This is a genomic window from Actinoplanes sp. NPDC051343 (genome assembly GCF_044455125.1).
GTDB lineage: Bacteria > Actinomycetota > Actinomycetes > Mycobacteriales > Micromonosporaceae > Actinoplanes.
Map to the genome: position 1 here is coordinate 133353 of NZ_JBITEL010000001.1, position 23984 is coordinate 157336.

Annotated in this window: 23 protein-coding genes and 1 pseudogene; 6 read left to right on the forward strand and 18 right to left on the reverse strand. The window is 71.4% G+C overall.

What is annotated here, in order from left to right; translation table 11 throughout:
- Positions 1 to 83: 83 nt before the first annotated feature.
- Complete coding sequence (locus ACIA5C_RS00515; RefSeq protein ID WP_396049756.1) at positions 84 to 1286, forward strand: monooxygenase; 1203 nt, start codon at positions 84 to 86, stop codon at positions 1284 to 1286.
- A gap of 194 nt (positions 1287 to 1480) precedes the next feature.
- On the opposite strand, the gene ACIA5C_RS00520 is transcribed toward ACIA5C_RS00515, so the two are convergent.
- From ACIA5C_RS00520 to ACIA5C_RS00540, 5 genes are all read right to left on the reverse strand, one after another.
- Complete coding sequence (locus tag ACIA5C_RS00520; RefSeq protein WP_396049757.1) at positions 1481 to 2146, reverse strand: response regulator; 666 nt, start codon at positions 2144 to 2146, stop codon at positions 1481 to 1483.
- Positions 2147 to 2451: 305 nt separating this feature from the next.
- The gene (locus tag ACIA5C_RS00525; RefSeq protein ID WP_396049758.1) at positions 2452 to 2691 is read right to left on the reverse strand and encodes a hypothetical protein; all 240 of its coding nucleotides are present in this window, start codon (positions 2689 to 2691) and stop codon (positions 2452 to 2454) included.
- Between the two features lie 179 nt (positions 2692 to 2870).
- Positions 2871 to 3494: a hypothetical protein gene (locus ACIA5C_RS00530; RefSeq protein ID WP_396049760.1), complete on the reverse strand. Its 624-nt coding sequence runs from the start codon at positions 3492 to 3494 to the stop codon at positions 2871 to 2873.
- Between the two features lie 647 nt (positions 3495 to 4141).
- Positions 4142 to 5788 carry a glycoside hydrolase family 44 protein gene (locus tag ACIA5C_RS00535; RefSeq protein WP_396049761.1) on the reverse strand — a complete coding sequence of 549 codons (1647 nt, stop codon included), beginning with the start codon at positions 5786 to 5788 and terminating at the stop codon, positions 4142 to 4144.
- A 231-nt stretch (positions 5789 to 6019) separates the two neighbouring features.
- Entirely contained in the window at positions 6020 to 6637 is a 618-nt protein-coding gene (locus ACIA5C_RS00540; protein ID WP_396049762.1) for a dihydrofolate reductase family protein, read from the reverse strand.
- A 551-nt stretch (positions 6638 to 7188) separates the two neighbouring features.
- On the opposite strand from ACIA5C_RS00540, the gene ACIA5C_RS00545 reads away from it, so the two are divergent.
- The 4 genes from ACIA5C_RS00545 (at position 7189) to ACIA5C_RS00560 (ending at position 11760) form a co-directional block, all read left to right on the forward strand.
- Complete coding sequence (locus tag ACIA5C_RS00545) at positions 7189 to 7779, forward strand: PadR family transcriptional regulator (RefSeq protein WP_396049764.1); 591 nt, start codon at positions 7189 to 7191, stop codon at positions 7777 to 7779.
- Positions 7776 to 8492 (forward strand): ABC transporter ATP-binding protein, encoded by a 717-nt coding sequence (locus ACIA5C_RS00550; RefSeq protein WP_396049766.1) that lies wholly within the window; start codon positions 7776 to 7778, stop codon positions 8490 to 8492. Before ACIA5C_RS00545 ends, ACIA5C_RS00550 begins: the two co-directional genes overlap by 4 nt.
- Positions 8489 to 10927 (forward strand): FtsX-like permease family protein, encoded by a 2439-nt coding sequence (locus ACIA5C_RS00555; RefSeq protein ID WP_396049768.1) that lies wholly within the window; start codon positions 8489 to 8491, stop codon positions 10925 to 10927. The genes ACIA5C_RS00550 and ACIA5C_RS00555 overlap by 4 nt, the downstream gene beginning before the upstream one ends.
- Positions 10928 to 11010: 83 nt before the next feature.
- On the forward strand, positions 11011 to 11760 hold the full coding sequence (locus tag ACIA5C_RS00560) for a peptidylprolyl isomerase (RefSeq protein ID WP_396049769.1): 750 nt from the start codon (positions 11011 to 11013) through the stop codon (positions 11758 to 11760).
- Between the two features lie 42 nt (positions 11761 to 11802).
- On the opposite strand, the gene ACIA5C_RS00565 is transcribed toward ACIA5C_RS00560, so the two are convergent.
- From ACIA5C_RS00565 to ACIA5C_RS00610, 10 genes are all read right to left on the reverse strand, one after another.
- Complete coding sequence (locus ACIA5C_RS00565) at positions 11803 to 12567, reverse strand: S1 family peptidase (RefSeq protein ID WP_396049771.1); 765 nt, start codon at positions 12565 to 12567, stop codon at positions 11803 to 11805.
- A 57-nt stretch (positions 12568 to 12624) separates the two neighbouring features.
- A complete protein-coding gene (locus ACIA5C_RS00570) occupies positions 12625 to 13671 on the reverse strand; it encodes a hypothetical protein (RefSeq protein WP_396049772.1) in 1047 nt (348 codons plus the stop codon).
- A 319-nt stretch (positions 13672 to 13990) separates the two neighbouring features.
- Entirely contained in the window at positions 13991 to 15787 is a 1797-nt protein-coding gene (locus tag ACIA5C_RS00575; protein WP_396049774.1) for an ABC transporter ATP-binding protein, read from the reverse strand.
- Positions 15784 to 17190 (reverse strand): alpha/beta hydrolase family protein, encoded by a 1407-nt coding sequence (locus tag ACIA5C_RS00580; protein WP_396049776.1) that lies wholly within the window; start codon positions 17188 to 17190, stop codon positions 15784 to 15786. Before ACIA5C_RS00580 ends, ACIA5C_RS00575 begins: the two co-directional genes overlap by 4 nt.
- Complete coding sequence (locus ACIA5C_RS00585; RefSeq protein WP_396049778.1) at positions 17180 to 17965, reverse strand: hypothetical protein; 786 nt, start codon at positions 17963 to 17965, stop codon at positions 17180 to 17182. The genes ACIA5C_RS00580 and ACIA5C_RS00585 overlap by 11 nt, the downstream gene beginning before the upstream one ends.
- Positions 17965 to 18192: an actinodefensin-associated protein B gene (adfB, locus tag ACIA5C_RS00590; protein ID WP_396049780.1), complete on the reverse strand. Its 228-nt coding sequence runs from the start codon at positions 18190 to 18192 to the stop codon at positions 17965 to 17967. Before adfB ends, ACIA5C_RS00585 begins: the two co-directional genes overlap by 1 nt.
- A complete protein-coding gene (locus tag ACIA5C_RS00595; RefSeq protein ID WP_396049782.1) occupies positions 18189 to 19667 on the reverse strand; it encodes a hypothetical protein in 1479 nt (492 codons plus the stop codon). The genes adfB and ACIA5C_RS00595 overlap by 4 nt, the downstream gene beginning before the upstream one ends.
- On the reverse strand, positions 19664 to 20038 hold the full coding sequence (locus ACIA5C_RS00600) for a hypothetical protein (RefSeq protein ID WP_396049783.1): 375 nt from the start codon (positions 20036 to 20038) through the stop codon (positions 19664 to 19666). Before ACIA5C_RS00600 ends, ACIA5C_RS00595 begins: the two co-directional genes overlap by 4 nt.
- Before the next feature lie 63 nt (positions 20039 to 20101).
- Positions 20102 to 20275: a hypothetical protein gene (locus ACIA5C_RS00605; protein ID WP_396049785.1), complete on the reverse strand. Its 174-nt coding sequence runs from the start codon at positions 20273 to 20275 to the stop codon at positions 20102 to 20104.
- 74 nt (positions 20276 to 20349) lie between these two features.
- Positions 20350 to 20529: a hypothetical protein gene (locus ACIA5C_RS00610; RefSeq protein WP_396049786.1), complete on the reverse strand. Its 180-nt coding sequence runs from the start codon at positions 20527 to 20529 to the stop codon at positions 20350 to 20352.
- 192 nt (positions 20530 to 20721) lie between these two features.
- Here ACIA5C_RS00610 and ACIA5C_RS00615 point away from each other — a divergent pair, with 192 nt between their 5' ends.
- Positions 20722 to 21507 carry a BTAD domain-containing putative transcriptional regulator gene (locus ACIA5C_RS00615; protein WP_396049788.1) on the forward strand — a complete coding sequence of 262 codons (786 nt, stop codon included), beginning with the start codon at positions 20722 to 20724 and terminating at the stop codon, positions 21505 to 21507.
- A gap of 168 nt (positions 21508 to 21675) precedes the next feature.
- Here the strand turns inward: ACIA5C_RS00615 and ACIA5C_RS00620 are convergent, their stop codons facing one another.
- The 3 genes and pseudogenes from ACIA5C_RS00620 to ACIA5C_RS00630 all read right to left on the reverse strand — a co-directional run.
- The gene (locus ACIA5C_RS00620; RefSeq protein WP_396049790.1) at positions 21676 to 22059 is read right to left on the reverse strand and encodes a hypothetical protein; all 384 of its coding nucleotides are present in this window, start codon (positions 22057 to 22059) and stop codon (positions 21676 to 21678) included.
- Between the two features lie 264 nt (positions 22060 to 22323).
- On the reverse strand, positions 22324 to 23550 hold the full coding sequence (locus tag ACIA5C_RS00625; RefSeq protein WP_396049792.1) for an MFS transporter: 1227 nt from the start codon (positions 23548 to 23550) through the stop codon (positions 22324 to 22326).
- A gap of 9 nt (positions 23551 to 23559) precedes the next feature.
- Positions 23560 to 23823: pseudogene (locus ACIA5C_RS00630) on the reverse strand (2OG-Fe(II) oxygenase); the annotation flags it as partial.
- Positions 23824 to 23984: the final 161 nt, after the last annotated feature.

A 23984-nucleotide genomic window follows, 5' to 3' on the forward strand; every position in this document is an offset into this window, starting at 1 on the left:
GCAGTACCGCGGTACCACCTCCTTCTCGAGATGACGACCGCGGTACGACGAAACGGGACAGAATCGGGCCTAGCGTTCAGGCTATGAAGAAACGTGACAGTCCACGGTGGAAATTCGGGGCAGCCGCCCTGGCGCTGGCGACGGCGTTCACTGTCGTCGCCTGCGGGTCGAAAGCCGGCACCAGTTCGGCGCCCGCCCCGGCCGACCCGCACAGCGGGCACGCGGGCGGTTCACCGTCTCAACCGCAGCCACTGCGCGCCGGCGAGCGGTTCGTCAACCTGAAGATGGCCGGGGCCTACACGCCCGTGCCGCCGAAGGGCGGCACGGACGAGTACCGGTGCCAGATGATCGATCCGGGTCTGACCAAGGCGGCGTTCCTGACCGGCACCCAGTTCATGCCGGGGAACGTCGCCATCGCGCACCACGCCATCGTGTACGCGGTGCCGCCGGGCGGCGCTGCCGCGGTGCGCAAGCAGGACGCGAAGACCCCTGGCCTCGGCTGGCAGTGTTTCGGCGGGACCGGCGTGCAGGGCGCCGAGGTAGAAGAAGGGGACGCGGCGTGGGTCGACACCTGGGCGCCGGGCACCACGGAGGCGCTGCTCAACCAGGACGCCGGCTACAAGCTGGAGCCGGGCAGCCTGCTCATCCTCCAGATCCACTACAACCTGCTCGCGACCGACGGCAAGCCGGCCGGGCCGGACCAGTCGGCGGTGCGGCTACGGCTGACCGACGGCACACCGCAGACCCGGGAACTCGAAACGTTGCCGCTCGACGCACCGACCGAATTGCCCTGCGCCCCCGACGAGTCGGGTCCGCTCTGTGACCGGGCGGCCTCGATAGCGGACGTGACGAAGCGGTTCGGGCCGGACGTCGGCGAAATGGCGGACCGTCAGGTGAAGGAGTGCGACGGCGGCGTGCCGAAGCCCGGCAACACCCAGACCTGCGACCACAAGGTGGAGGCACCGATGACGCTGTTCGCCGGTTTCGGCCACATGCACATGCTCGGGCGAGCCATCAAGGTCGAACTCAACCCGGGCACTCCGAAGGCCAAGGTCGTGCTGGACGTGCCGCAGTTCAACTTCGACAACCAGCGGCTGGTGCAGCTGCCGGCGCCGGTGGACATCGGTCCGGGGGACACGCTGCGGGTGACGTGTACGCACGACGCGGGGCTGCGCAAACTCGTGCCGCAGCTGAGAAAGCTGCCGCCGCGCTACGTGGTGTGGGGCGACGGCACCAGCGACGAGATGTGCATCGGCATCATGACGGTCTCCCTCCGCAAGTCCTGACGAAGCGTCGAACGTGTGTGAGCTCGCCGAGGTCAACAAGCCGAAGAACAGCTCCGAGCTCACACACGTACGCAATGAACTCCCACCCGCGCTGCGCCGTGGCGGTCGGACGGGCGGTGACACGCGCGCCCGGCAGCGGAGCGGTGCGGCTGGGAGTTACGCTCGCGCCGCCGACGGACGCGCGGGATCAAGCGCTAAATCGGCCGGACGAGTCTCAGGTCGTAGGCGAGGATCACGGCCTGGATCCGATCCCGCGCGCCGATCTTGGCGAGGATCCGCCCGACGTGGGTCTTCACCGTCGACTCCGACAGCGTGAACCGTTGCGCGATCTCGCCGTTGGTGAGGCCGTGGCCGATGGCGACGAGGATCTCGCGCTGGCGGTCGGTCAGGTAGTCCAGCCGGGGATCCTCCCGTACGGGCTCGCAGAGGTCATCGTCGAGCCGGTCGGCGAACGCGTCGAGCAGCCGCCGGGTCAGCGCCGGCGCGATCACCGCGTCCCCGGCGGCGACGGCCCGGATCCCGGCGAGCAACTCCTCCGGGCGGATGTCCTTGAGCAGGAAACCGCTCACTCCGGCCCGCAGCGCGGCGAACGCGTAACGGTCAACGTCGAACGTCGTCAGCACCAGGATCCGCGAACGCCCACCGGCGGCGACGATGCGCCGGGTGGCCTCGATCCCGTCGACGCCCGGCATGCGGATGTCCATCAGCACCACGTCGGGATGCAGCTCGGTGATCCGCCGAACGGCCTCGGCGCCGTTCTCGGCTTCGCCGACGATCTCGGTGTCGGGGTTGCTCTCGAGCAGCACGCGAAACCCGAAGCGCTGCAGCGGCTGGGCGTCCACCACAAGCACAGAGATCATGAATCGCTGCCTTTCGGAGTCGCGTGGACGGTCCAGCCACCGTCCGGTGCGGGCCGGCGCTGACGCTGACCGTTCCGCCGTAGATCGCGGCGCGTTCGGCCATGCCGGCGGGGCCGAGGCCCGCGTCGCCCGGCAATGCCTAGTTCATACCGAGCGGACCTGAGACGACTGTTAAAACGGCGCTCCGGCCGGTCGGCCTCGGGCGCCGGTTCGTCTGTCGTGCACGACGATGGGGACCAGGCAGGAGTCGGCCGCTAGGCACAGGCCGACGGAGGTGCGCGCGCCGGCGTGCTTGAGGGCGTTGGTCAGGGCCCGGGCGAGTAGAGTATTTGCCGCTCGCCATCGAGGCCGTTTCCACCCATTCCGGGTGACATGCCGAAGTGACCGGTGATCTCACCATCAAGGAACTGGGCGGCGTCGTCGGCGTCTGCTACCGCTGCCAGCATCTCCAGCAGTGGCTGAATCATGCAGTCGTACTCATCGGTATTGATTTCGGGGTCGAAGACGCCGATGAAACGACTCGTTAAGTAAGTCTCTGAGTTCATTCGCTTGGTCAGCCTCTACTTCATGATCACCCACTCCCCAAAGGGTCGGACGCAGCTTTCGCGCTTGCTCGGGACGGCGTACTGATTTGCCGCGATGACGACGCGACATGGTCGGCTTGTCAGTGACCGACCGTCACCTATGACGCACCCGATACGCTTCCGACGGCCATCGACCGGGCTCACGGTTGAAGGGTGACCTGTGGTTGCTGAGGAGCCGGCAGTCTTCGGGCGATTGCCTCCCCGAAGCGTTCCCAGGCAGCTTGGGTGAAGGGGTGGGCCGCGTCGAGAACCAAGCCGGCGACGTACCGTGCTTCGTCGCGCGTCCGGTCCGCCTCGGCTGGGGTAATCCGTCCGCTGCTGACGGCGTCGTCAAGTTCGTCGTCGTCGGCGATACCGACCGTCCTGCCGTGACGGCTGAGCCTGGGACGAGGATCGGTGCCGGGAGGCGTGTCGTCGTCCGGGACGTGCCAGAGGTCGAGTTCTAGATCGACGAAGCCCCACACGTCCCCGCTTCGCGTCACCGGGCGGGACAAGTCGATGTTGATCGCGGTCTGAGGTGTGTGCCGCCAGGCAGCGACCCAACCGCCCTGATGTGGTGCGAAGTACAGAATGGGGCAGCCTGGTTCCTCGGGGATTCCGGAAAAGCACGTGGCCTCGCGGCCGTCAGCCCACCGACCCGTGTAGGAGGTGCCTTCAGGGTGGAACAGCCAGGAGCCACCCCCGTCATCACCAAGGTGATAGGTGAGCCAGCTACCGTCGTTGCCGTTGAGCTTCCGCTTTACGAGTTTCACGACGCGAGGCATCGCCCGAGAATAGACCCATCAGTCGGCGTTGATCATCGTAAGTCCACTCCCCCGTGAGCCCGGGCGAAGTTCCTGTTTTGCCGCAGCAGAAGCGCGGAACACCGACGGAGCCCATCGAATCTCGTCGCCGCACGGTGGGAAGGTCTCTGCTGCTCGTGCGCGGACTTCGGAAGGATCACGGGGTGGACTGCCAGGCGCTGCGGCCGCCGACGCGTCAAGGACGCCACGCCGAAGGCAGCGCCGATCACCTGCGAAGGGCAACCGAGCGTGGGCCGAGCAGACCGGATGCGGGGCCGTCGTGCCGACCGGGCAGGTGTTCGGTCATGACTCGACGCTAGTGGCCGCTACCAAGCACCTCACCCGATCGGGTACGCGCGTTGCCAGATCGGCGCCGGGCGACCAACCGGACTGGGCCGACGCGCATGGCCAACGGCGGCGGGGTATGAGAACGGGTTGAGCCGTCCCGGCGCGGCTGACCACGCGCCCCTCACGTGAGCTGACACCCGCGCACGACTGGCCGGCGTGCGGGACGGTGCCCCGGCACTCGTACCGTTTCCTCCCTGGCGACGCCGGACCCGGGCGATGGTCACTCTCGCGGCACCCTGGTCGCGGCGACCGCCCCGACTTCGGGTCGTCGCCTGGACCGCTCAGTTCCGGGGCAGGACCAGCGTCGTGATGGAGTTCGCCGGGTACGTCGCTGTCGCGCTGCCCTGGTTCACCGCGAGATCGTCATCGCGGGCGATCGAGGTGAGACCTGCCGGGCTGTAGGTGTACCGCTTCGCCTTGCCCGGGCAGCGGAAGCCGGCAATGGACAGGGTTGACGTCAGATCCTCGTCCGTCTTGTTGATGACGGTGAGGGTCAGTGCTTTGTCGGACCAGCGCTGGGCGGCGTACACCGCCAGCCGGCCCTGATCGCTGCTGGCTGCCGACACGCTGACGTCGCCGAATCGGCCGCCCGCACCGTCGTAGTCCCGGTACATCCGGAACGCGTAGGCGCCGGGTTGGGTCGGCTGCGGTTCGCCCCACATGGTGGCGAGATCGAGCCCTTCCCGCCCGAAGATGCCGAGGACGTCGGCCTCGGCCAGCGCGCCGTTGATGTCGTCCAGGGCGCCCCAGTTGTACTCGGTGATGGCGACCTTGGTGCCGGGATAGTACTGAGCCGCCCAGGCCTTCATCGTACGGATGAACTGCAGCGGCGGGGCGTTCACGCCGGTCGGGCCGATCCACGACTCGTCGACATAGGCGGGGTCCCAGAGCGAACGGGTGGACCGCAGGCGCAGCGCGTCCGAGTCGGGGTCCGTACCTCCGCTGATCTGCGGGTAGTAGTGCTGGTCGAAGTAGTCGAGGAAACGCTTTCCGCCGTGCGAGTCGCCGTAGTCCTTCATGTTCTTCAGGTACCACTGGGAGAGGTTGAGCCCGCCGTGCGCGGCCGCGTCGGCACCCGGCGCGCACCCGTCCACGCCGGACGCGACCCACTCGCAGTAGCCCCAGCCGGACGGGCCGAGCACGGCGGCGCCGCGATCGGCCGCTTTGATGGCGGCAGCAGTCGCCGTGCCCTTGCCGCCCAACTCGTCGTAGGTCACCGCGCCCGGGTGCACGTCGCGGTGGGTGGAGCTCCAGAGCACCGGCTCGTTGTCGAGCTCGTAGATGCGGACGCCGCCCCGCGCCGCCGGGCCGAACTGGCTCACCAGGTGTGTCACCATCTCGCCGTCGAACGAGGGACCGGCCGGGATCGAGGTGTCGGCCGGGTCCGCGCCGGTGAGGTCCGTGCCGTCGAGCTTGCCGTTACCGCAGTTCGGGTCCCACTGGTCGAAACTGTCCTGCGCCGGGAAGCGGGTCGCCGGAAAACCACAGGCGAATGGGTGGGACTGCGGCGAGTCCTTGGCTACCCAGCCGATCATCGGCACGGCGACGATCTGCTTGGTGCCGCGGTCGCGGTTGGTCTGGACGAACGATTCGAGGGTGTTCTCCGGCGCGGCGACGATGTTCTCGAAATACCAGTCGCTGCCGGTGTTGTACGTGTGGTTCTTGAAGTTGTAGCGGCTGCTCGCATTGCCGCCCCAGCGCGCCACCGGCAGGCCGATCTCGGCGGCGAACGCCGGGTCGGCGCCATTGAGCCCGTAGATGTCCGGGCTGATCGGATGCCGCCCGGCGGACACGTCGACGGACAGCGTCGGTCCGGTCGACGCGGCCAGGGCCGGAGCGGCCTGGGCGGTCACGCCGCCCGCGACCAGAGTCGCGGCTATGCCGCCGGCGGTGACTCGTCGCCACGTCCGCCACCGTCGAGTATGCATTCAAGTCCTCCACAGTGAGCGGGTCGGTCCACCGGGCAGCACGCCGCTGCGACGCCGGCAACATGGGGGCAATATTTAGGAGCCAACGGCGGATCAACATTGATGTAGATCTATTCGCCCCTCCGTCGCGCACACTAGGGGAGCGCTCCCAAATTCGCCAACTGGGTCGCGGGTGGTGCTCGGCAGGGTGCTGAGACCGATAGCCTCCCCGGCGAGACTGCTGAAGCCTCTCTACCTGGTTCCCTCGGGAACCTTGCCTCTGACCGCGTCGTAGCTGACCTTGGCCGGCATCTCGGCCGGTGCGTAGATCACACGGATCACGCCGGTCGGGAAGACCTCGGTCGCGGTCACTGTCAGGTGGAGGGGGGTGTCGCCGTCGTCGAATAGCCGGCGCCCCTTCCGGGCCGCCACCGGATGCACCAGCAGGCGCAGCTCGTCGAGCAGGCCGGCCGCGAGCAGCTGCTGCACCACCGAGATCGAACCGGGAACCAGAATTCCTCTGATGCCGGCGTCAGCCTTCAGCGCGGCGACCGCCGGAGCGAGCTCGCCGTCGAGCAGCTCCGAATTTCGCCACGTGAACTCCAGCGGCTGCCGCGAAACAACAATTTTCCGTACGTCGCCCAGCTGTTTCGCGAAAGCCGCGTCGTCCCCGCCTGCGACCTCCCGGCCCGGCCACGCACCCGCGAAGCTGTCGTAGGTGGCCCGGCCGATGAGCAACACGTCCGAGGTGTCGTAGTCCTCACCCACCGCGCGGCCCATGTTGTCGTCGAAGTAGGGAAAATGCCAGTCGAGGTCGATCTCGGCAACCCCGTCGGCAGAGATGAACAGCGTGGAGATGACCTTGGCCATGGTGCGGTTCCCTTCAACGTCGGGTCGTTCCGGTAGGACAGACCGGCGCCGGGCCCGAAACTCATCGGTCAGGGCAGGACGACGGCCGACTCCGACGACGCTGCGTGCGCGCCGCGCGCAACGGCAGGCCGGCACCGGCCGGATCGGGCGCGCGTAACCGGGACACGCTGGGCGACGGCGGAACGGTGGTCGAGCTGATCATGCGGGCGTCGCCTCGGTGGCACTGTCCGCGCGGCGGCCGAAGGCGCGGGCGATCCCGTGCTCCCGGGTGATCACTGCGCAGTTCGTGCACCAGCTCGATGAAATCCGTCGCCCGGTGCGGCTTCCGCTTCGGTCACGCCGAATCCTCCGGCGCGCTCACCCGCACGATCTGCCGGCCCAGGACGCCGCCCGAGTCGAAGGCGCGGTGGGCCGAGGCGATTTCGGCAAGCGGGTGCACGCCGCCGATCAGCGAACCGCCTTGGTCGTACGTGAGGCCCTTTGACGGTCTACTGGCGATCTTTTTGTATACCCAGTATTGTCACGGGCATGATACCGGTGAGAGTAATCCCATGAGTGTCCGGCACGCGCTGCTGGCGCTGCTCTCCGAGGGCCCCAAATACGGGCTTCAGCTGCGCGAGGAGTTCGTCGAGCGGACGGGCGAGGTGTGGCCGCTCAACGTCGGGCAGGTCTACACGACACTGCAACGGCTCGAACGTGACGGGCTGGTGGAGTCCGACGACGCGGCCGAGCCGGGCCCACAGAAGGGCTTCCGGATCACCTCCGGTGGCGAGCACGAGCTGTCCGGCTGGCTGCGTACTCCGCCCGACCTGGCCTCCCCGCCCCGCGACGAACTGGTCATCAAAGTGCTGGTGGCGGCCCGGCTGCCCGGCGTCGACGTGCACGAGATCATTCAGTCGCACCGGCGCTACCTGGTCGAGCTGATGCAGCAATGGACCCGGCTCAAAGAGGACGAGGCCGACACCGACCTCGGACTCGCACTGGTCGTCGACGCCGAGTTGTTCCGGCTCGACTCGGTGATCCGCTGGCTCGACGCCGCCGACGGGCGCCTCCGCCGGGCCTCGGTCGAGCCTCCGCCGGCCGTCGAGAGCAGCGGGCCGATGCCGAAACTGAGGCGGCGCGTGGGCGGAGGCCGGCGATGAGCGTGCTCGAGATGCGAGCGGTCGGCAAGGTGTACGGGCAGGGCGCCTCCGAAGTGACCGCGCTGGCCGGCGTGGATCTGTCCGTCGACCCGGGCACGATGGTCGCGGTGATGGGCCCGAGCGGCTCCGGCAAGAGCACCCTGCTGACCATCGCCGGCAGCCTCGAGGCACCGACCTCGGGCGAGGTGCTGATCGGCGGCGCGGCCCTGACCGGCATGAGCCGCGACGAGCTGGCCCGGCTGCGGCGCCGCTCGATCGGATACGTCTTCCAGGACTTCAACCTGCTGCCCGGACTGACCGCGGTGGAGAACGTGGCGCTGCCGCTCGAGCTGGACGGCGTACGCTCTCGCCGGGCCCGGCAGGCCGGGCTCGACGCCCTCGATCTGCTCGGTCTGACCGACCGCGCCGGGCACTTCCCGGACCAGCTCTCCGGCGGCGAACGCCAGCGTGTGGCAATCGCCCGGGCGGTCGTCGGCGACCGCCGCCTGCTGCTGACCGACGAACCCACCGGCGCGCTCGACTCGACGACCGGCGAAACGGTCATGCGGCTCATCCTGGCCGCCTGCAAACGCGGCCTCGCCGCCGTCGTCGTGACACACGACGCGCAACTGGCGTCCTGGGCCGACCGGGTGGTGTTCCTGCGCGACGGCCGCGTCATCGACCGCACCATGCCACCGCCCGGCCCCGAGTCACTGCTGGGCGCCGACCGATGAGCGGCATGCCGGCCCGGATAGCGGTGTCCCGCTGGGCGTGGCGGCTCTTCCGTCGCGAGTGGCGCTCGCAGGCGTTCGTCCTGGCACTGCTCACGGCGGCGGTCGCGGTCACCGTGTTCGGCCTCGGCGCGGCGGGCGCCGTGCTGCCGTCCGGCGCGGCCCAGTTCGGCGACGCCGACTATCTGCTCGTCCTCCGCGGCACCGGGGCCACCCTGCAAAATGACGTAGCTGCCGCCCGACGGGCATATCCGGCGGTCGAAGTGATCAGTCATCGGCAGATCCCGGTTCCCGGTTCGGCCACCCCGCTCGACCTGCGCGACCAGTCACCGACCGGCCCGCTCGGCCGATCGATGCTCCGGCTGGACTCCGGCCGCTACCCCACCGGCCCGGGCGAGATCGCCGTGACCGCCCGCACCGCGAGCCTGTTCCATCTCGACGTCGGCAGGGTCTGGCAGCAACCCGGCCACCGCTGGTCGGTGGTCGGCGAAGTGGAGAACCCGGCCAATCTGCTCGATGCGTTCGCCCTGGTCGCCCCCGGCCAGGCCGGCGCGCCCGACCACGCCACCGTCCTCATACGCGCCACCTCCGCGCAGTTCCGAGCCGCGCAGCGTCCGCCGGACGCCGAGGTCCAGTTCCGTGGCGGCTCCGGGGTCGCGCCCACCTTCGTGGTGCTCGTCCTGGCCACCGTCGGATTGCTCTTCGTCGGTCTGCTGGCTGCCGCCGGTTTCGCCGTGCTGGCGCAGCGCCGGCTGCGCGCTCTGGGCATGCTCGCCGCGATCGGCGCCCGCCATCGTCACCTGCGCCTGGTCGTGCTGGCCAACGGTGCAGTCGTCGGCGCACTCGCCGCCCTGTCCGGTCTTGCCCTCGGCCTGGCCGCCTGGCTGCTGCTCGCACCAGGCCTCGAGACGGTCGTCCAGCACCGCATCGACCGGTTCCACCTGCCCTGGCCACAACTCCTGCTCGCGGTCGTCCTCGCCACGGTCACCGCGATCGGCGCCGCGTGGTGGCCGGCCCGCACCGCCGCCCGGATCCCGGTCGTCGCCGCCCTGTCGGCCCGGCCACCCCGGCCCCGCCCGGCGCACCGGTTCGCGCTGCCCGGCAGCGTGCTGCTCGCCGCCGGATGGGCGTTGCTGGCGTTCGCCCGGCCCGACCGTCCGGCCCTTGGCGTCGGCGGCATCGTCGCGACGACCGCCGGAGTGCTGCTGCTCGCCCCGCTCGCGGTGGCCGCGCTGGCCTCGATCGCGCGGTCCTGCCCGGTCGCCGCCCGCCTCGCTCTGCGCGACCTGGCCCGCTACCGGGCCCGATCCGGTGCCGCGCTCGCCGCGATCAGCATGGCTGTCGGCGTCGCCGCCGCGATCATCGTCGGCGCCGGAGCGGCCCAGGCCGCCGCCCCGACCGGCGGCAACCTTCCCGAAGACGAGCTGATCGTCTGGCTCACCCCGGGCGGGATCCAGGGCCCGGTACCCCAGCTCGACACCACCCAGCTCGCTCAGGCCCGGTCCACGGTCGACACCATCGTCACCGCTGTCCACGGCGGGACGCCGCTGCCGTTGATCGGCGGGCTCAGCCCGCAGGCACGGCCCGAGTCCATCGGTGACAGCGGGTTCAGCGGCAAACCGGTCGCCGCCTTCGGCATCCCGCACCGCTCCGGGGGCAGCACCGAATACCGCGGCGACGAGATGGTCGCGCTCCTGCTCGCCCAGCCGGAGATCCTTCAGCACTACGCCATCCCGGCCGGCTCGATCGACCCGGCGGCCGACGTGCTCACCTCGCGCTCCGACCTGTCCGGTTACCGGCTCCTCGGCGCGGGACGAGAGGGCGAGGCCTGGCAGCCGGTCGTGCAGCACACGACCCGCCTGCCGGCCTATACGTCCGGCCCGACCGCGCTGATCACCGAGCACGGGATCCGCGCGCTCGGCCTGTCCCCGGCGCCGGTGGGCTGGCTGATAGACGCCGCCCGGCCGCTCACCCCGGCCCAGGTCGACCAGGCTCAGCAGGCCGCCCGCGCCTCCGGTCTCGACCTTGCGATCGAGAACCGTCCGTTGGCTGCCGACCTGTCCCGCCTGCGCACCGGGGCCGCCGCGGTCGGCGCGGCGGTCGCGCTCGGGGTGGTCGCCATGAGCGTCGGGCTCATCCGCAGCGAGGCCGGCCGCGACCTGCGTACCCTGTCCGCCAACGGCGCCGGTCGCGGCGTACGGCGGCGGCTGACCGCGTCCACCGCGGGCGCCCTCGCTCTGCTCGGCGCGCTGCTGGGTACGGCCGGTGCGTACGCCGCGCTGATCGCCTGGTACCACCGCAACCTGCACGCCCTGGCCGCCGTACCGGTCGAGCATCTGACCGGCCTCCTCGCCGGACTCCCGCTGCTCGCCGCCGCCGCGGCCTGGCTGCTGGCCGGGCGGGAGCCGCCAGGGGTCGCCCGGTCTCCTCTCGAATGAACAGTCCGGGGCGCCACCGCGCCCTTGACTAGATCAATGCTTATCGATTAGACAGGTTCGGTCGGCGGCAGAGGAGGTTTTCGGTGATCCGGTCATTGCTGAACCGAACGCTGGTTGGGGTCCTCGCGGGGGTCGCGTTCGCGGTCGGTGCTGCCGCGCCGGCATCGGCGACCGGCACCGGCCCCGCTCAGCCCACCGGCGGCCCCTGCGCCTACACACCGACGCCGGACGACCCGGCCGCACGGCCGGTGCCGCTGCCCCGCGACCCGACGCCGACGCCTGACCGGGGCGTCGTACAGGTGGTGCTGCGCACCAACCTCGGGCCGATCCCGCTCAGCCTCGACCGGGCCGCCGCGCCGTGCACGGTGCAGAGCTTCCTGCATCTGGTCCGGCACCGGTTCTACGACCGGACGGTCTGCCACCGGCTCACCGCGTACCCCACGCTGAGCGTGCTGCAGTGCGGCGACCCGACCGGTACGGGCGAGGGCGGCCCCGGCTACCGCTACAAGGACGAGCTGCCGACCAACCTGCCGCCCGCGCCGACCGACCCGACCGGCGCCCGTCGGGTCTATGCGCGCGGCGTACTGGCCATGGCCAACGCCGGGCCGGACACCAACGGCAGCCAGTTCTTCCTCGTGTACGCCGATTCGGCCCTGCGGCCGGACTACACCATCTTCGGCACGGTCGGCCGGACCGGGCTGCGCACGCTCGACCGGGTCGCCGCCGGCGGAGTCGAGCCGACCGCCGACGATCCGGCGCCGGTCGACGGCGCACCCGCCCGGCGTACGGAAATTCTCCGGGCGGTCCAGATGCCCGGACGGGCGAGGTTCTGAAATCGGCTCGCATCAGCCGAAGGGGGCGCTCTCGGCCGGGAACTAATGCGCCGCGATCGTGGACCGCACCCAGTCGCCCAGCGGGTCCACACGGGCCGTGGTTTCCGTCTGGCTGTGCGGGCACGACGGTCCGGTCTGGTCGGTCGACACCAGCACGGGTGCCTCGCCGTCCTTCTCCGCGAAGTACGGGGCGCCGGAGTCCTCCTGGCAGCCGCTGGTCGTCGACTTCGGCGCATACCCCTTGACGCCGATCGTCGTGCTTTCGACCGACACGACTTCGACCTGCCCGGTCTGCAGGTGGGTCGCCGCGTCCGGGTCGGTGTTCAGAAGCTTGCCCCAGCCGGCGATCCGCAGGATATCGCCGACGGCCGGCGGCGCGTCCGACAGCGCGATCGGATCGATGTCGTTGATCGGGCTCGACAACTTCGCGATCGAGATGTCGCCCGAAGGCGCCTGGTAGTCCTCGGTCACGTCGAGCACGTACCCGGTGGTGTCGGCGTCGTCGGTGCGGCCGACCTGCGCCGTCGTCGTGTACGGCACCGGGCCGCTGGTCGGCACCCGGTTCACGTCGTGGAAGCAGTGGCCGGCCGTGAGAATCCACTGCGGGGCGATCAGCGAGCCGCTGCAGCCGCTGTTTCGGGTCGTACCGTCCGGGTTGGGGATGTTCGTCATCCGCAACTTCACCGCGAAGGGAAATTGTCCCTCCGCGGCGGGTTCGCCGTCGGCGACCGCGAAGGCCGCTGTCGAGCCGGCGACGGCGAGTGCGAGCGCGACGGCCCCCGTCACAACGTAGCGTTTGCGTGGCACGAGATGTCCTTCGATCGGGTGATTGATCCGGAACCCGGCCCACCCTAGCGGCGATCGTCAAGGCAACGCGGGCCCCCAGTCCGGCGCGCTCTCCCATAGAGGAGTGTGGGTGACCTGCAAGACGGCGGTGCCGTCGGCGCGCGCGGTGAAGATGTCCGGCTGGTCGTTGTCGCCGGTCTGGGCGTAGGTGATGCCGGTGCCGTCGGGCGAGAACGAACTGGACAGCAACATGGTGTCCGCGTTGACGTGGGTAATCTGGCGGATGCGGCTGCCGTCGGGGCGGACGGTGTAGAGCTGGGAGTTGAGGAAGTCCTGGTCGACGTTCGACCTGAACAGGATCCAGCGACCGTCGGGTGACCAGTCGGGGTGATCGCCGGCGCGCAGAGCCCAGGGTGTGATGCGCCGTAGGTGGCTGCCGTCGGTGCGGACCACGAAGACGGCGAGGCCGCCCGCGGGCTCGGACAACGGCGAGTTGGCCCGCTGGAACGCGAGGTACCGGCCGTCGGGGGACGCGACGACCTCGATGTTGTCGCCGGAGAAGGGCCGCGAGCGCACCACGACCCGGGTGTGCCGACCGGTGAGGTCACGGATGACGATGTCGGAGTGTTCGATCCAGCTGTCCCCACCGGGGAAATCGCGTACCCGGCCGGAGGCGCGGGTGAAGACGACGCGGTGCCCGTCGGGCATGAAGGCGACCTCCGCCTCATCCACGCACGGGTTCTCGGGCGTTGTGGTGTCGCAGGGCGGGCTGAGCCGGCGCAGGTGTGACCCGTTGGGCCGCACGGTGTAGATCGCACAGGGCGTGTCCGGCGCGCAGCGCCGGAAAGCGATCAGGGATCCGTCGGGCGACCAGTCGGGCTGGTCGTCGACGGCGCCGGGTTCGGGGCGGGTGATCTGGCGTACGGATGTGCCGTCGGCCCGGATCGTGAAGATCGCCCCGGTCGACCGGTCGGCGTCGAGGTAGCCCTTGAACGCGATTCTGCCGTTCAGGCCGGCGGGGGTGGCCCAGGCGGGGGTGGCCACGACCGCGGTTGCCGCCAGGGTAAGAACCGCGATCGCGGCCCAGGTCCGTGACCGGTGCCAAGTCAGGAAGGTCAGTTTCATCCGAGATCTCCGTCCTCGTGGGACGCGTGCCGGACACGCACATCCAGCCGAATCCTTTGAAAGGCTGCGTTGAAGCCGGCCGCTGCATCGGCGTGCTCGGCCGCGGTGCGGAGAAGCTGACGCTCAGCCTTCCGAGTCTCGTCGCCTCGGTGTATCGGATGATCCGGCAGAGCCAACGTGGATCGGTTCATATTTGTGTACGCCGCCGAGGCCGCGGCCGCGGAGGCTCACGTTGCGCTCCGCCGAGCAGGCGGCCGGCGACGTTCGCGAAGACATCGGGGACGGACGAGCCGGGCGGCCACCACAGGCGGTCGTGCGTCTATCCGGAATGGTCGATCGCTTGGTAGGGCGCCGCCTGCAGGCGGAACAGCCGGGCGTACGCGGCGTCCGCGTCCATCAGCGAGGCGTGGTCGCCCTGTTCGGCGACGCGCCCGCCGGCCAGCACGTAGATGCGGTCGCAGTGGCGCACGCTACCGAAGCGGTGGGTGATGAGCAGAACCGTGCGGCCGGCGAACAGCTCCCGGATCCGGGCGTACAGGTCGGCCTCGGCCTGCGGGTCCAGGGAGGCCGTCGGCTCGTCGAGGATCACGAACGGCGCGTCGCGGTAGAACGCCCGGGCCAGCGCCAGACGCTGCCACTGCCCGCCGGACAGGTCGGTGCCGCCGGTGAACTCGCGGCCGAGCACGGTGTCGTAGCCGCCGGGCAGCCGCCGGATCAGCTCGTACGCGCCGGCCCGCCGCGCCGCGGTCTCGACGCGACGCTCGTCGGCCGGCTCGCCGGGCCGGCCGAATGCGATGTTGTCGCGGGCCGTGAGCTTGTAGCGGGCGTAGTCCTGGAACACCACCGCCGTGCGCCGCCGCAGCTCGGCGCCGTCGCCGACCGGCTCGCCGCCGTGCAGAAGGGTGCCGCCGCCGGGTGCGTACAGTCCAGCGAGGACCTTCGCCAGCGTCGTCTTGCCGGAGCCGTTCGCGCCGACCAGGGCGACGATCTCGCCAGGGGCCAGGGTGAGTGACACGTCGTGCAGGACCGGCGCGGACTCACCCGGATAGGTGAACGACAGGTGCGCGGCGCGCAGCCCCGCGAAGTCGGCCGTGACAGCCGGTTCGGGGTCTCCCGGCGTGGGCGGAACGTCCAGGAAGCCGCGCAGGTCGGCCATGTACAGCACGCTCTCGCCGAGGCTGCCGGCCATCGTGACGGCCGCCTTGAGCTGTCCGGACAGCAGCCACAGCGCGGCCAGCCCCGTCGCGGCCGTGGACGCGGTCACCGCGTGCGCGGCCACCAGCCACCAGACCCCGCCGACGACGAGCCCGATGACCGCGTCGCCGACCAGCCGGGCCTTGAGCCGCAGCCGCAGGTGGGTGCGAGTGACCGCCACGGTCTCGGCGACCTCCGCGCCGTACTCGGCGTCCCAGCGCCGGCGCAGCCGCCCCGCCAGACCCAGCGCGCGAACCTCCTTGGCATCGTCGCGGCCGGAGAGCACCCGCTCGTAGTACTCGCGCCGCCGCCGATTCTCGGCCAGCGCCACGTGCAGGCCGTACCGGGCGGTACGTTCGTCGCGTGCCGCCTTGGCCGCCGGCAGGGCGCTGAGCAGCGTCAGCGGCAGCAGCCACCACACCATGACGACGAAGATGCCGGCGACCGCGGCCACCATGAGCGCGGCTTGCAGCAGCGCGGTGAGCAGCGCTACCACCATGGCCGGCTCCTGCCGGGAGGCGCGCACCGCCCGCTGCAGCCGGTCGTGGAACGCCGGGTCCTCGAAGTCGGCCAGGCCGGCGCGGCCGCTGCGCTCGAGGACCGCCGCGATGAGGTGCCGGTCGAGGCGGATGCCGAGCACGCGCTGACGGGCGGCGGCGACGAGCTGCAGCGCGCCGGCCGCGGCACCCAGTGCCACGAGCACGGCCATCCCGGCGACCAGCCGGCCAACGCCCGCCGACCCGCCCAGACCCGGCCCGCCCGCCGACGAGCCACTCAACAGGCTGGTCAGCAGGCCGCGCAGCAGCAGCAACGCTCCGGCCATGCCGCCGGCGACGGCAAGCTGCAGGACGACGACGTCGATCAGGCCGCGGCGGTCGGCGTACCAGCACTGGCGTACGGTGAACAGCAGCGAACGCGTCATCGTGATCCCCATCGGATGGCCCAGGCGCGATGCTCGGCGGCCAGGCAGGCCAGCGACTCGCGGTGGTGAAAGGTGTGTCCTTCGCCGGGCAGCAGCACCAGGCGCGCGTGGCCGCCCGCGGCGACCAGCGCCCGATAGAAGGCGACGGCCTGCTCGGGTGTGGTGGCCGGGTTGAGGTCGTCGGTGCCGTGCGCCAGCAGCACCGGCCGGTCGAGGCGGTCGGCGAAGTGGAACGCGCTCAACGCCTGGTAGACATCGGGTGCGTCCCAATAGCGGCGCTTCTCCCGCTGGAAGCCCGACGGCGTCAGGGTGCGGTTGTAGCAGCCGCTGTGCACGATCGCGGCGGCCGGTTGCGCCAGGTGCGCGAGCGCGTACAGGGCGAGGGTGGCGCCGAAGCTGTGCCCGCCTATCAGCGTGCCCGGCGGCAGGCGTCGCAGCGCCGCCTCGACGGGCGTGACGATCCGGTCGTGCAGCAGCGCCGCGCCGGCGTCGCCGGGCCAGGGCGGATCCAGGTCGAGCGTGTGCACCGGGACGCCGGCGGCGGTCAGCGACACCGGCGGCTCCGCATGCAGCCAGAGAACCGCCGGGACGCCGTCGTCCGGGGCGGGGAGGCGGTCCGGGCCGGAGGGACGCGAGGCGAGCCTGCGGGTCACCGGCTCGGCGGCTATCGGCAGGCGGGTCTCCGTGCGGTCCTCGGGACCCCGCTGCGGGGCGGCGTGCTCGACCAGCAGTCCGCCGTCGCAGGCACGCAGGTCGTGCACGAGCAGCGGGTCCGTGTGCGAAACCGGCGCGCCGGCCAGTAGGTCCAACGTGCTCACCCGGGCCGCGGCGTGCCGGCGCAGCGCCGCGGCGTCCGGCTCGAACTCCAGCCGGCCGGGCCCGGTCGCCTCCAGCACGACCGGCGCGAAGTCGGCCGGCGCAGGGCCGGTCTTCGCGGAACCCGCCGAGGGAGTGTCGCCGCCGGCGGGTGTCAGCAGCGCCAGCCTGCGGCCGGCGCACCAGGCCAGCGGTGCGCCGCCGCGGTCAGTGAGGGAGGTGGCGGCCCGGACGTGCGTCAGGCTTGCGGCCGTACGCGCGTGCAGGTCGGCCACCCACGGGTGCGCGTGCCGGCCGCGGACCAGCAGCCCGGCCACCAGCGGCAGCCGGGGATGCCAGGCCAGCGGAGTGGCCAGTATCCCGGTCAGCGGCAGCCGCCACCCGGCCACCTCGACGCACCGCGGCCCGGAGCGACCGGGCACCAGGCCGCCCAGCGCCGGATCGACCAGCAGATCGCGCCACGCAACGGCGGCCGGGTTGCGGTCGCGCAGCGACGGGTGGCGCGCGGCGGTCAGGTCCGCCCACACGCCGGGACGCGGGCCGTCGTCGCGCCAGGCGACCTCGGGCACCGACAGGTCAGCCGGCATCGCGCACCCGCGACCCGACGGTGATGGTGTCGATGAGGGCCTTCACCGCGCCGATGCCCACCGCCGGGGCGCACACCGGCAGCCCGGTCACGCCCACCGCGTACGCCGCGGGCACGGCCGTTCCGGCGGTCAGCGGCGGCGGGGGTGCCTCGCCCGACCCCAGCTCGGTGGTCACGACCCGCTCGCGGCGCGCCGGTTCCATCGCGTCTACCAGCGACTTCAGCGACCGGCACGACGGGCAGCCGGGCGAGGTGAAAAGCCGCACCTCGGTGACCCGCTCGGAACACGCGGCGGCGGGCGGGTCGGCGGCCGGCGTTCCCCGGCGCATAGCCGCGGCCGTCACGGCGAGGGCGGCGGCGGCCGCGGCGGCCCGCAGTGGCGGCGCACCGGACGGACCGCCGGGCAGCAGGAACGTGCCGGCGGCGGCCGCGGCACCGAGCGCGTTCAGCGCCACGTGCGTGCGGCTCACCGCCGCGAGCCGGCTGGTGCCGAAGCACGCGCACCGCCGGCCGTACAGGGCGCGGGCCGCGATCGTGAGCGCCGCGTACGCGAGCACCCCCGCCCCGGCCGCCAGCGGGCCGGGAGCCGCCACCAGCACGGCGGCCACCGCCAGCTCGCCGCCGCCGACCAGGCGCGGCCCGGCCGGGGCGGCCAGCACGCCGCGCCGTACCGGCCAGCCCAGGCTGCGCGGGTCGGAGCGCAGCTTCACCACGCCCGCCAGCAGCAGCGGGCCGGCCAGCGCGCCCAGCAGCACATCGGTGGCCACGATCATCATCACTGTTCCTCCACATCGATGAGCCAGGCGCGCGAAACCAGGTCCGCGACCAGGACGCGCTGGGCGGGTCGGGGCCGGGGGCGCGACCCGGCGAGCAGCGCGGTCAGGAACTCCGCGTCGGTCTCGGTGCACTCGGCGGCAGTGAGCGTGCTGCCGTCGACCAGGACGGCGCCGCCGGCGTACGGCAGGCGGGTGAACGTCACCCACGGCGCCAGCCGGGCGGTCACGACCGGCTCCGCAGCCACTGCTCGGTCCAGACCAGCCGCAGCAGCGGCAGCGCCCGCGCGGCCAGCTGCCGGCCGTCGTCCAGCAGATCCGCCACCGCGTGCGGGTCGAATACGCCCAGGTCGGCCAGTGCGCAGTCGCGGCGCAGGTCGTCGGCGAGCTTGCGGCGCTCGCGGTGCAGATAGTCGGCCGCGACCAGGCGCAGCCACTGCCCGGGCGGCCGTCGGCGCAATCCGGTGACCCCGTGCTCGGCGACCGCGCGCTGCAGCGGCAGGTGGTTCTCCAGCACGCCGCGCCGGATCCGGCCGATCCTCCCGGCCGGCAACGCCGCGGCGGCCGCCACCACCGCCGGGTCGAGCGCGGGCAGCACGGCACCGCCGCCGCCCCGCTCGGCGAGGCCGCCCTCCAGACGCCCCAGTGCCGGGCCGACCAGATCGAGACGCGATTTCCAGAGCGCGAGCATGCCGCGCTGCGCGGACGCGCACGCCTCCCGGCCGGCTTCGGTGAGCCCGGGCAGGAACCCGGCGTCGGGCTCGGAAACCCCAGGCGGTGCCCCAGGCGGATCGTGCGGGCGTTCACCCGCGGCAGCGGGGGCCGGTTCCTTGTGGGGGCCTTGCGGCGGAGGTCCGGCGGGCGGGGCGCCGCCGCGGTCGATCAGCGCGCGGGCCTCGGCGAGCCGTCGCAGCCGGCCGGACGCGTGGAACGGCTCGCAGGTCAGCAGCCGCCAGTCGCGGTGACCCTTGGGTACCTCGGGCAGCCGGACCGACACGAGGTCCTCGAGGAACGACCCGGCGACCAGCGGGCCGCCCACCGCGGTCCGCAGGTGCGCGATCAGTCGGCGCGCCGCCTCGGCGTCGGGCGTGGGCGGCAACGGTTCGGCGCCGGTGATCTGGTGCCGGTCGACCAGGTCGGCCGGGTCGGTGGGCACCCGCACGAGCGACAGGCCGGGGATCCGAGGCGGCGGGGTACCGCCGGCGCCGAAGTCGGCGTGTACCAGTGGCGGCCGCAGGCCCGCGTCCAGCGCGCAGATCGCCACGTACGCCGAGGACAGACCGCCGCTGTACGCCACGGCCGCGTCGCCCGGCACGGCGCGGCCGGTGGCGATCCCCAACGGGAGGCCGGCCTCGGCCGGCACCGGCGAGTGCCGGGTGACGGTCACCCCGTCGCGGTCGAGGCGCACAACGGTGCCCGCGGCGAGCCGCTGCACCCCCGGCACCGAGGACGCGGCGGGGTCGGGGACGGTGCCGTGGATCAGCGCGAGCAGCACCCCGGCGTCGGGCGGGGCCGAAGCGGCCAGCTCGGTCGGGTCATCGGCCCAGTGCACGGCGTCGTGGTCGACGCGGTAGTAGACGGCCTGCTCGGCCGGGTGTTCGGCGGTGAGGACGAACGTGCCGGGCGGGTCGAGCCGGATCAGCGGGTGGTCGGGCTCGGTGCATTGCACCGTGCCGGCCACGAGGCGGGCGCGGAAGACGGTCATCGTGGCTCCGTTCGGTACACCTCGAGATAGGTTTCGTGGACCGGCAGCGACGTGCTCAGCACGTGCCCGTCGTGCTCGGCCCACGCGAAGAACCCAGGCGCGGACGCCGCCGGCACGATCTCCCGGCCCAGGTGGAACGTGGCCGGGAAGCCCAGCCCGCGCAGCCCGGCGACCAGGAACACGGCATCGTCGACCGGGTTCAGGAAGCCGGCCGCGCGGCGTTGTCCCAGGCGCAGCCACGGCACGGCGGCCGCGGCGTCGCGCCGCCACCACGGGCGCCGGCGTACCGGCGGCCACGCGTCGATGCGGTAGCCGCCGTCGTGGTCGTGCAGGGACTCGACGAAACGGCAGGCATCGCGTACGGCGTTCATGGAACTTCTCCTCGCGTCGCGGACGGGATGCCGGTCCGGGCACAGGGCCCGGACCGGCGGGGGTCACTTCAGGGCGCAGTGGAACGTCCACGCGCACCAGCCGCTGCAGCACTCGCCGGAGCTGAAGCACCATTCACCGGGAACCTTGCAGGCCTCGGCGACGGTCGTGGGCTGCGCGTACAGGTGCTGGCGCAGGCCGTCCGTGGCGAGCTGTCCGGCGATGGACGTAGTGGTCATGACAACCTCCTCTCGTTCGGCAGTCCCGGGCGATGACCGCCCGGACGTGGTCACGGCATGCGGGGACCGGCAGCTCAGCCGGCCCGCTCGCAGATGAAGCCCCAGCTGCACCAGAGGCCGGCGCAGCACTCGTACGAGCTGAAGCAGCTGAAGTACATGCCTTGGCACGCCTCGGTGACCGTGGCCGGCTGCGCGTACAGGTGCTGGCGCAGGCCGTCCGACGCGAGCCGGCCGGCGATGGTCGTCGTGGTCATGGCAATCCTCCTTTCGATGTCTCGCCGATGGGTACGGCGCCGTCGGTGACGACACGTCCGGACGCTGTCACCGGAAGGTGGCACCGGCGTGGCACCGCCGTGGCAGCGCCTTCAGCGCGGTGTCGGGTGACGGCTCGTGGTCCCCGCACGGGGGTCATGACCGACGGTGCGGTCGCGCGTACGGTGCCCTTTGTGACACGGTTGGACATTTCGCTGCTGGGTCCGCTGGAGATCCGCCGGGACGGGACGCCGGTGACGCTGCCGCGGGGGAAGCTGCGGGCGCTGTTCGCCACGCTCGCAGTGCGGGAGGGCCGCCCCGTGCCGGTCGACGACATCATCGGCCGGGTGTGGGACGACGACCCGCCGCCGTCCGCGGCGGTCACCGTCCGCGGCGATGTGAAGCGGCTGCGCCGGCTCCTCGACCGCGGATGCGGCGAATCGCTGATCGTCTGCCTGGCCGGCGCCTACCAGCTGCGGATCGCGCCCGCCGATCTGGACATCCGCCGGTTCTCCGACACGGCCGCGTGCGCCGAGGCCGCCCGGGACCCGGGTGCGCGGTACGAGCTGCTGCGCCGGGCGTTAGCCCTGTGGCACGGGCCGCCGCTGCACGACGTGCCGTCCGACGCGCTGCGCCGCGACCTGGTCCCTGCGCTGTGCGAGCGCCGGCTCGACCTGCTGTGCCAGCGCATCGCCCACGACCTGGCCGGCCCGCGGCCGCAGCAGGTGCTCGCCGAGCTGCGCGGGCTCGTCGCCGAGCATCCGCTGCACGAAGTGTTCTGGGAGCAGCTGATCCAGGCGTTACGCCGCGCCGGCCGGCACGCCGAGGCCCTGCAGGCGTACGGCGCGTGCCGCGACGTCCTGGCCGAGCAGCTCGGCGTCGAGCCTGGCCCGCGGCTGCGGACGCTGCACCGCAACATGCTCATCCGCGACGCGGCCGCGGTGGATGGGCCCGTTCCCGGGGCATCCCGGAACGCGTGAATCTACGCGGGGACTTGGGTCGACGCGGCCCTGCCCAATGTGGACGGTCGGTGAGGAGCGCACCGCAACATTGAGACGGGCATACCCCTCTCGAGCTTCTCGGCGCCGCGGTGACCGGCAGGCGCATGCCAGATCCGAGCCATACCGACGCCGCGCTCGACGCTGCACCTATCGAGGCTCCGGAACATTCTCCTCCCGGCCAGGCATCGGACGCGGCGTGCCCACCACCTGAGGTTTGAACTCAAAGACTCGGCGTGCCTGCGGGTTCATCAGATTGACCCGTACCCAGCCGTCGAAGCCGGACATGTCGAAGTGCTCCGGGCCCATTGCCGCCAGCTCACCGATATCGAACGTGGGCCGCACGAACGCGAAGTAGCCACCTGTAGGGACTACCACGTCAGCGACGCGAGGGCTCCGAGCGAGCTGTTGGAAGGCGAACTCGGCCTCTTTCAACATCGGAGTGTGGGCGGCCACCGTCAGCGCATCGATTGCCGCTCGTGCAAACAGGTGATCGGTAAGCGATGCGGTCCCGTGATAGAGGTCTTGCGCCACGGCGCAGGCTCTTGCCGTCGGTTGCGATGTGAAACCGGTTGATCCGCTGGTGGAGCTCCGCGTCTTCCTGGGGGAACGCGTAGTCGCACAGCGCGCCGAGTTCAGTCAGCGGGGCTGAGGCGAGGCGGCCGACGAACTGGTCGATGTATCCGTGCGACCCGTTCCAGTCCGATACGAAGGTCAGGCCCTTCGCGCGGCTCTGTGCGAGCAGGCGGTACGCCTCCGCAATGCGCCGGAAGTTCTCACTTCTCGGCTCAACAGGGATCACAGCTGGGCCTCGACCTTCGTGCTGCTGGTGCGGAACGCGCGTACATCGGCGCTGAGCAATGGCAGCAAGGTGGTCACCGCGACGACGACGCCGGCGCCGAGCAGCAGGGGCGATGACCCGACCAGCGCCGCAACCGGGCCGGTCGCGGCCTGCCCGATGGGCCGCAACGACATGCTGCCGGTCCAGTCGACGGAATTGATGCGTGACAGCATCGACTCGGGCACGTCACGCTGCAGACTGGTGTACCACAGCACGAGGCCGAGCTCCGAGCCCATCGAGGAGATCGCCGCGAGCGCCATCAACCAGCCCGGCGGGGCCCCGAGTGCGATGGCAAAGGTGTACGCCGCGAACAGCGAGGCGAGCACGCAGGCCCAGATGCCCGGCGAGCGCGTCTTCACCAGTGAGCCCAGGAAGCCACCGACTATGCTGCCCGCCGCGGAGAAGGCGGCGATCGCGGCGAACACCGCGGGCCCATGCCCGCGCTCGAGCAGCAGAAGGGGCAGCAAGACGGCGACCGGCCCGTATGCGAACCCGGTGTTGACCGCATCCTGTCCGATCATGAAACCGATCCATCTGCGCTTCCTGATCTCTTGGAAACCCCCGATTATCGAGGCGCCCAGAGCGCGCAGGCCGGCGCCCTCACCCGCAGGACGGGGCTCCACCGCGCGACGAACGGCTACGAGTGTCACCAGCGACACCGCGAAGGTCAGCGCGTCAACGACGAACAGCAGTGTGGTGCCCGACCAGGCCACCACGACCGCCGCGAGCGCGGGGGCCGCGACCGCCGCGGTCTGCACGCCGATCGAGTTGAGCGAGTTGGCGGACTGGCGGTCCTCCGGAGGAACCAGCTCCACGGTGAAGGCGTTGTACGCCGGATAGAAGAGTCCCTCGCCGCACCCCAGCAGCAGGCAGACGAGCACAGTCAGACTCAGGCTGCCGGGAGAAGTCGCGAGGACAGCCACCAGCAGCAGCCGGGCGACATCCGACACGATCATCAGCTTCCTGCGATCCCACATGTCGGCCAGCGCGCCGCCGATCAGGAGCATGATCACCGAGCCCAGTGCCCGAGCGGCCAACACGAGACCGACCGCACTCACACTCCTGAAGTGCAGTGCCGCGAACAGGGCCAGCGCCACTGGCAGGGCGTAATTGCCGAGCATGCTCGCCGTCTGGCCGATCCAGAACAGCCGGAACTGTGCGTTCCGGCGTATAAGCCCGAGCATTCGTTAACCTCAGGATCGACAGAGATGGAGGTTGAGACTCAGCCGGGAATGAGCGGCTGACATAACCGGCTCAACCCAGTGGTAGTTCCGGTCACTGATGGGAATGATGCAGGCCGAGTTGTGAGCGGGGCGAGCGTATGACACTCCGTTCGCTCCGTGGAAACCCAGTCGACCGCCGTCCTCGTCCGACCACGCCCGCCTGGACAGATAGACGATCAAACTACCGACCCAACCCTCGAAGTTATCCTGATGAGCCCGCAGAAAGTCGCCCTCCTCGTACCTCGTGGGGGATCCGGATCGTAACTTTCGGTACGTCCGCCACCGCCCTGGCCGATGTACGCCCGGCGCCCGTCCGTTTGTCCTGCCGAGGTCGCTCGATCAAACCGAGTTCGGCCGGTGGGCGCGTGCCTCGTGCCAGGTGATCACTCAGTCGG

Coding starts and splice junctions, on each gene's coding strand:
- ACIA5C_RS00610 (WP_396049786.1), bottom strand. CDS start 20,529: ATGACCACGACGACCATCGCCGGCCGGCTCGCGTCGGACGGCCTGCGC.
- ACIA5C_RS00525 (WP_396049758.1), bottom strand. CDS start 2,691: ATGAACTCAGAGACTTACTTAACGAGTCGTTTCATCGGCGTCTTCGAC.
- ACIA5C_RS00550 (WP_396049766.1), top strand. CDS start 7,776: ATGAGCGTGCTCGAGATGCGAGCGGTCGGCAAGGTGTACGGGCAGGGC.
- ACIA5C_RS00595 (WP_396049782.1), bottom strand. CDS start 19,667: ATGACCGTCTTCCGCGCCCGCCTCGTGGCCGGCACGGTGCAATGCACC.
- ACIA5C_RS00530 (WP_396049760.1), bottom strand. CDS start 3,494: ATGCCTCGCGTCGTGAAACTCGTAAAGCGGAAGCTCAACGGCAACGAC.
- ACIA5C_RS00570 (WP_396049772.1), bottom strand. CDS start 13,671: ATGAAACTGACCTTCCTGACTTGGCACCGGTCACGGACCTGGGCCGCG.
- ACIA5C_RS00580 (WP_396049776.1), bottom strand. CDS start 17,190: ATGCCGGCTGACCTGTCGGTGCCCGAGGTCGCCTGGCGCGACGACGGC.
- ACIA5C_RS00540 (WP_396049762.1), bottom strand. CDS start 6,637: ATGGCCAAGGTCATCTCCACGCTGTTCATCTCTGCCGACGGGGTTGCC.
- ACIA5C_RS00585 (WP_396049778.1), bottom strand. CDS start 17,965: ATGATGATCGTGGCCACCGATGTGCTGCTGGGCGCGCTGGCCGGCCCG.
- ACIA5C_RS00625 (WP_396049792.1), bottom strand. CDS start 23,550: ATGCTCGGGCTTATACGCCGGAACGCACAGTTCCGGCTGTTCTGGATC.
- ACIA5C_RS00605 (WP_396049785.1), bottom strand. CDS start 20,275: ATGACCACTACGTCCATCGCCGGACAGCTCGCCACGGACGGCCTGCGC.
- ACIA5C_RS00535 (WP_396049761.1), bottom strand. CDS start 5,788: ATGCATACTCGACGGTGGCGGACGTGGCGACGAGTCACCGCCGGCGGC.
- ACIA5C_RS00520 (WP_396049757.1), bottom strand. CDS start 2,146: ATGATCTCTGTGCTTGTGGTGGACGCCCAGCCGCTGCAGCGCTTCGGG.
- ACIA5C_RS00545 (WP_396049764.1), top strand. CDS start 7,189: ATGAGTGTCCGGCACGCGCTGCTGGCGCTGCTCTCCGAGGGCCCCAAA.
- ACIA5C_RS00515 (WP_396049756.1), top strand. CDS start 84: ATGAAGAAACGTGACAGTCCACGGTGGAAATTCGGGGCAGCCGCCCTG.
- ACIA5C_RS00600 (WP_396049783.1), bottom strand. CDS start 20,038: ATGAACGCCGTACGCGATGCCTGCCGTTTCGTCGAGTCCCTGCACGAC.
- ACIA5C_RS00575 (WP_396049774.1), bottom strand. CDS start 15,787: ATGACGCGTTCGCTGCTGTTCACCGTACGCCAGTGCTGGTACGCCGAC.
- ACIA5C_RS00555 (WP_396049768.1), top strand. CDS start 8,489: ATGAGCGGCATGCCGGCCCGGATAGCGGTGTCCCGCTGGGCGTGGCGG.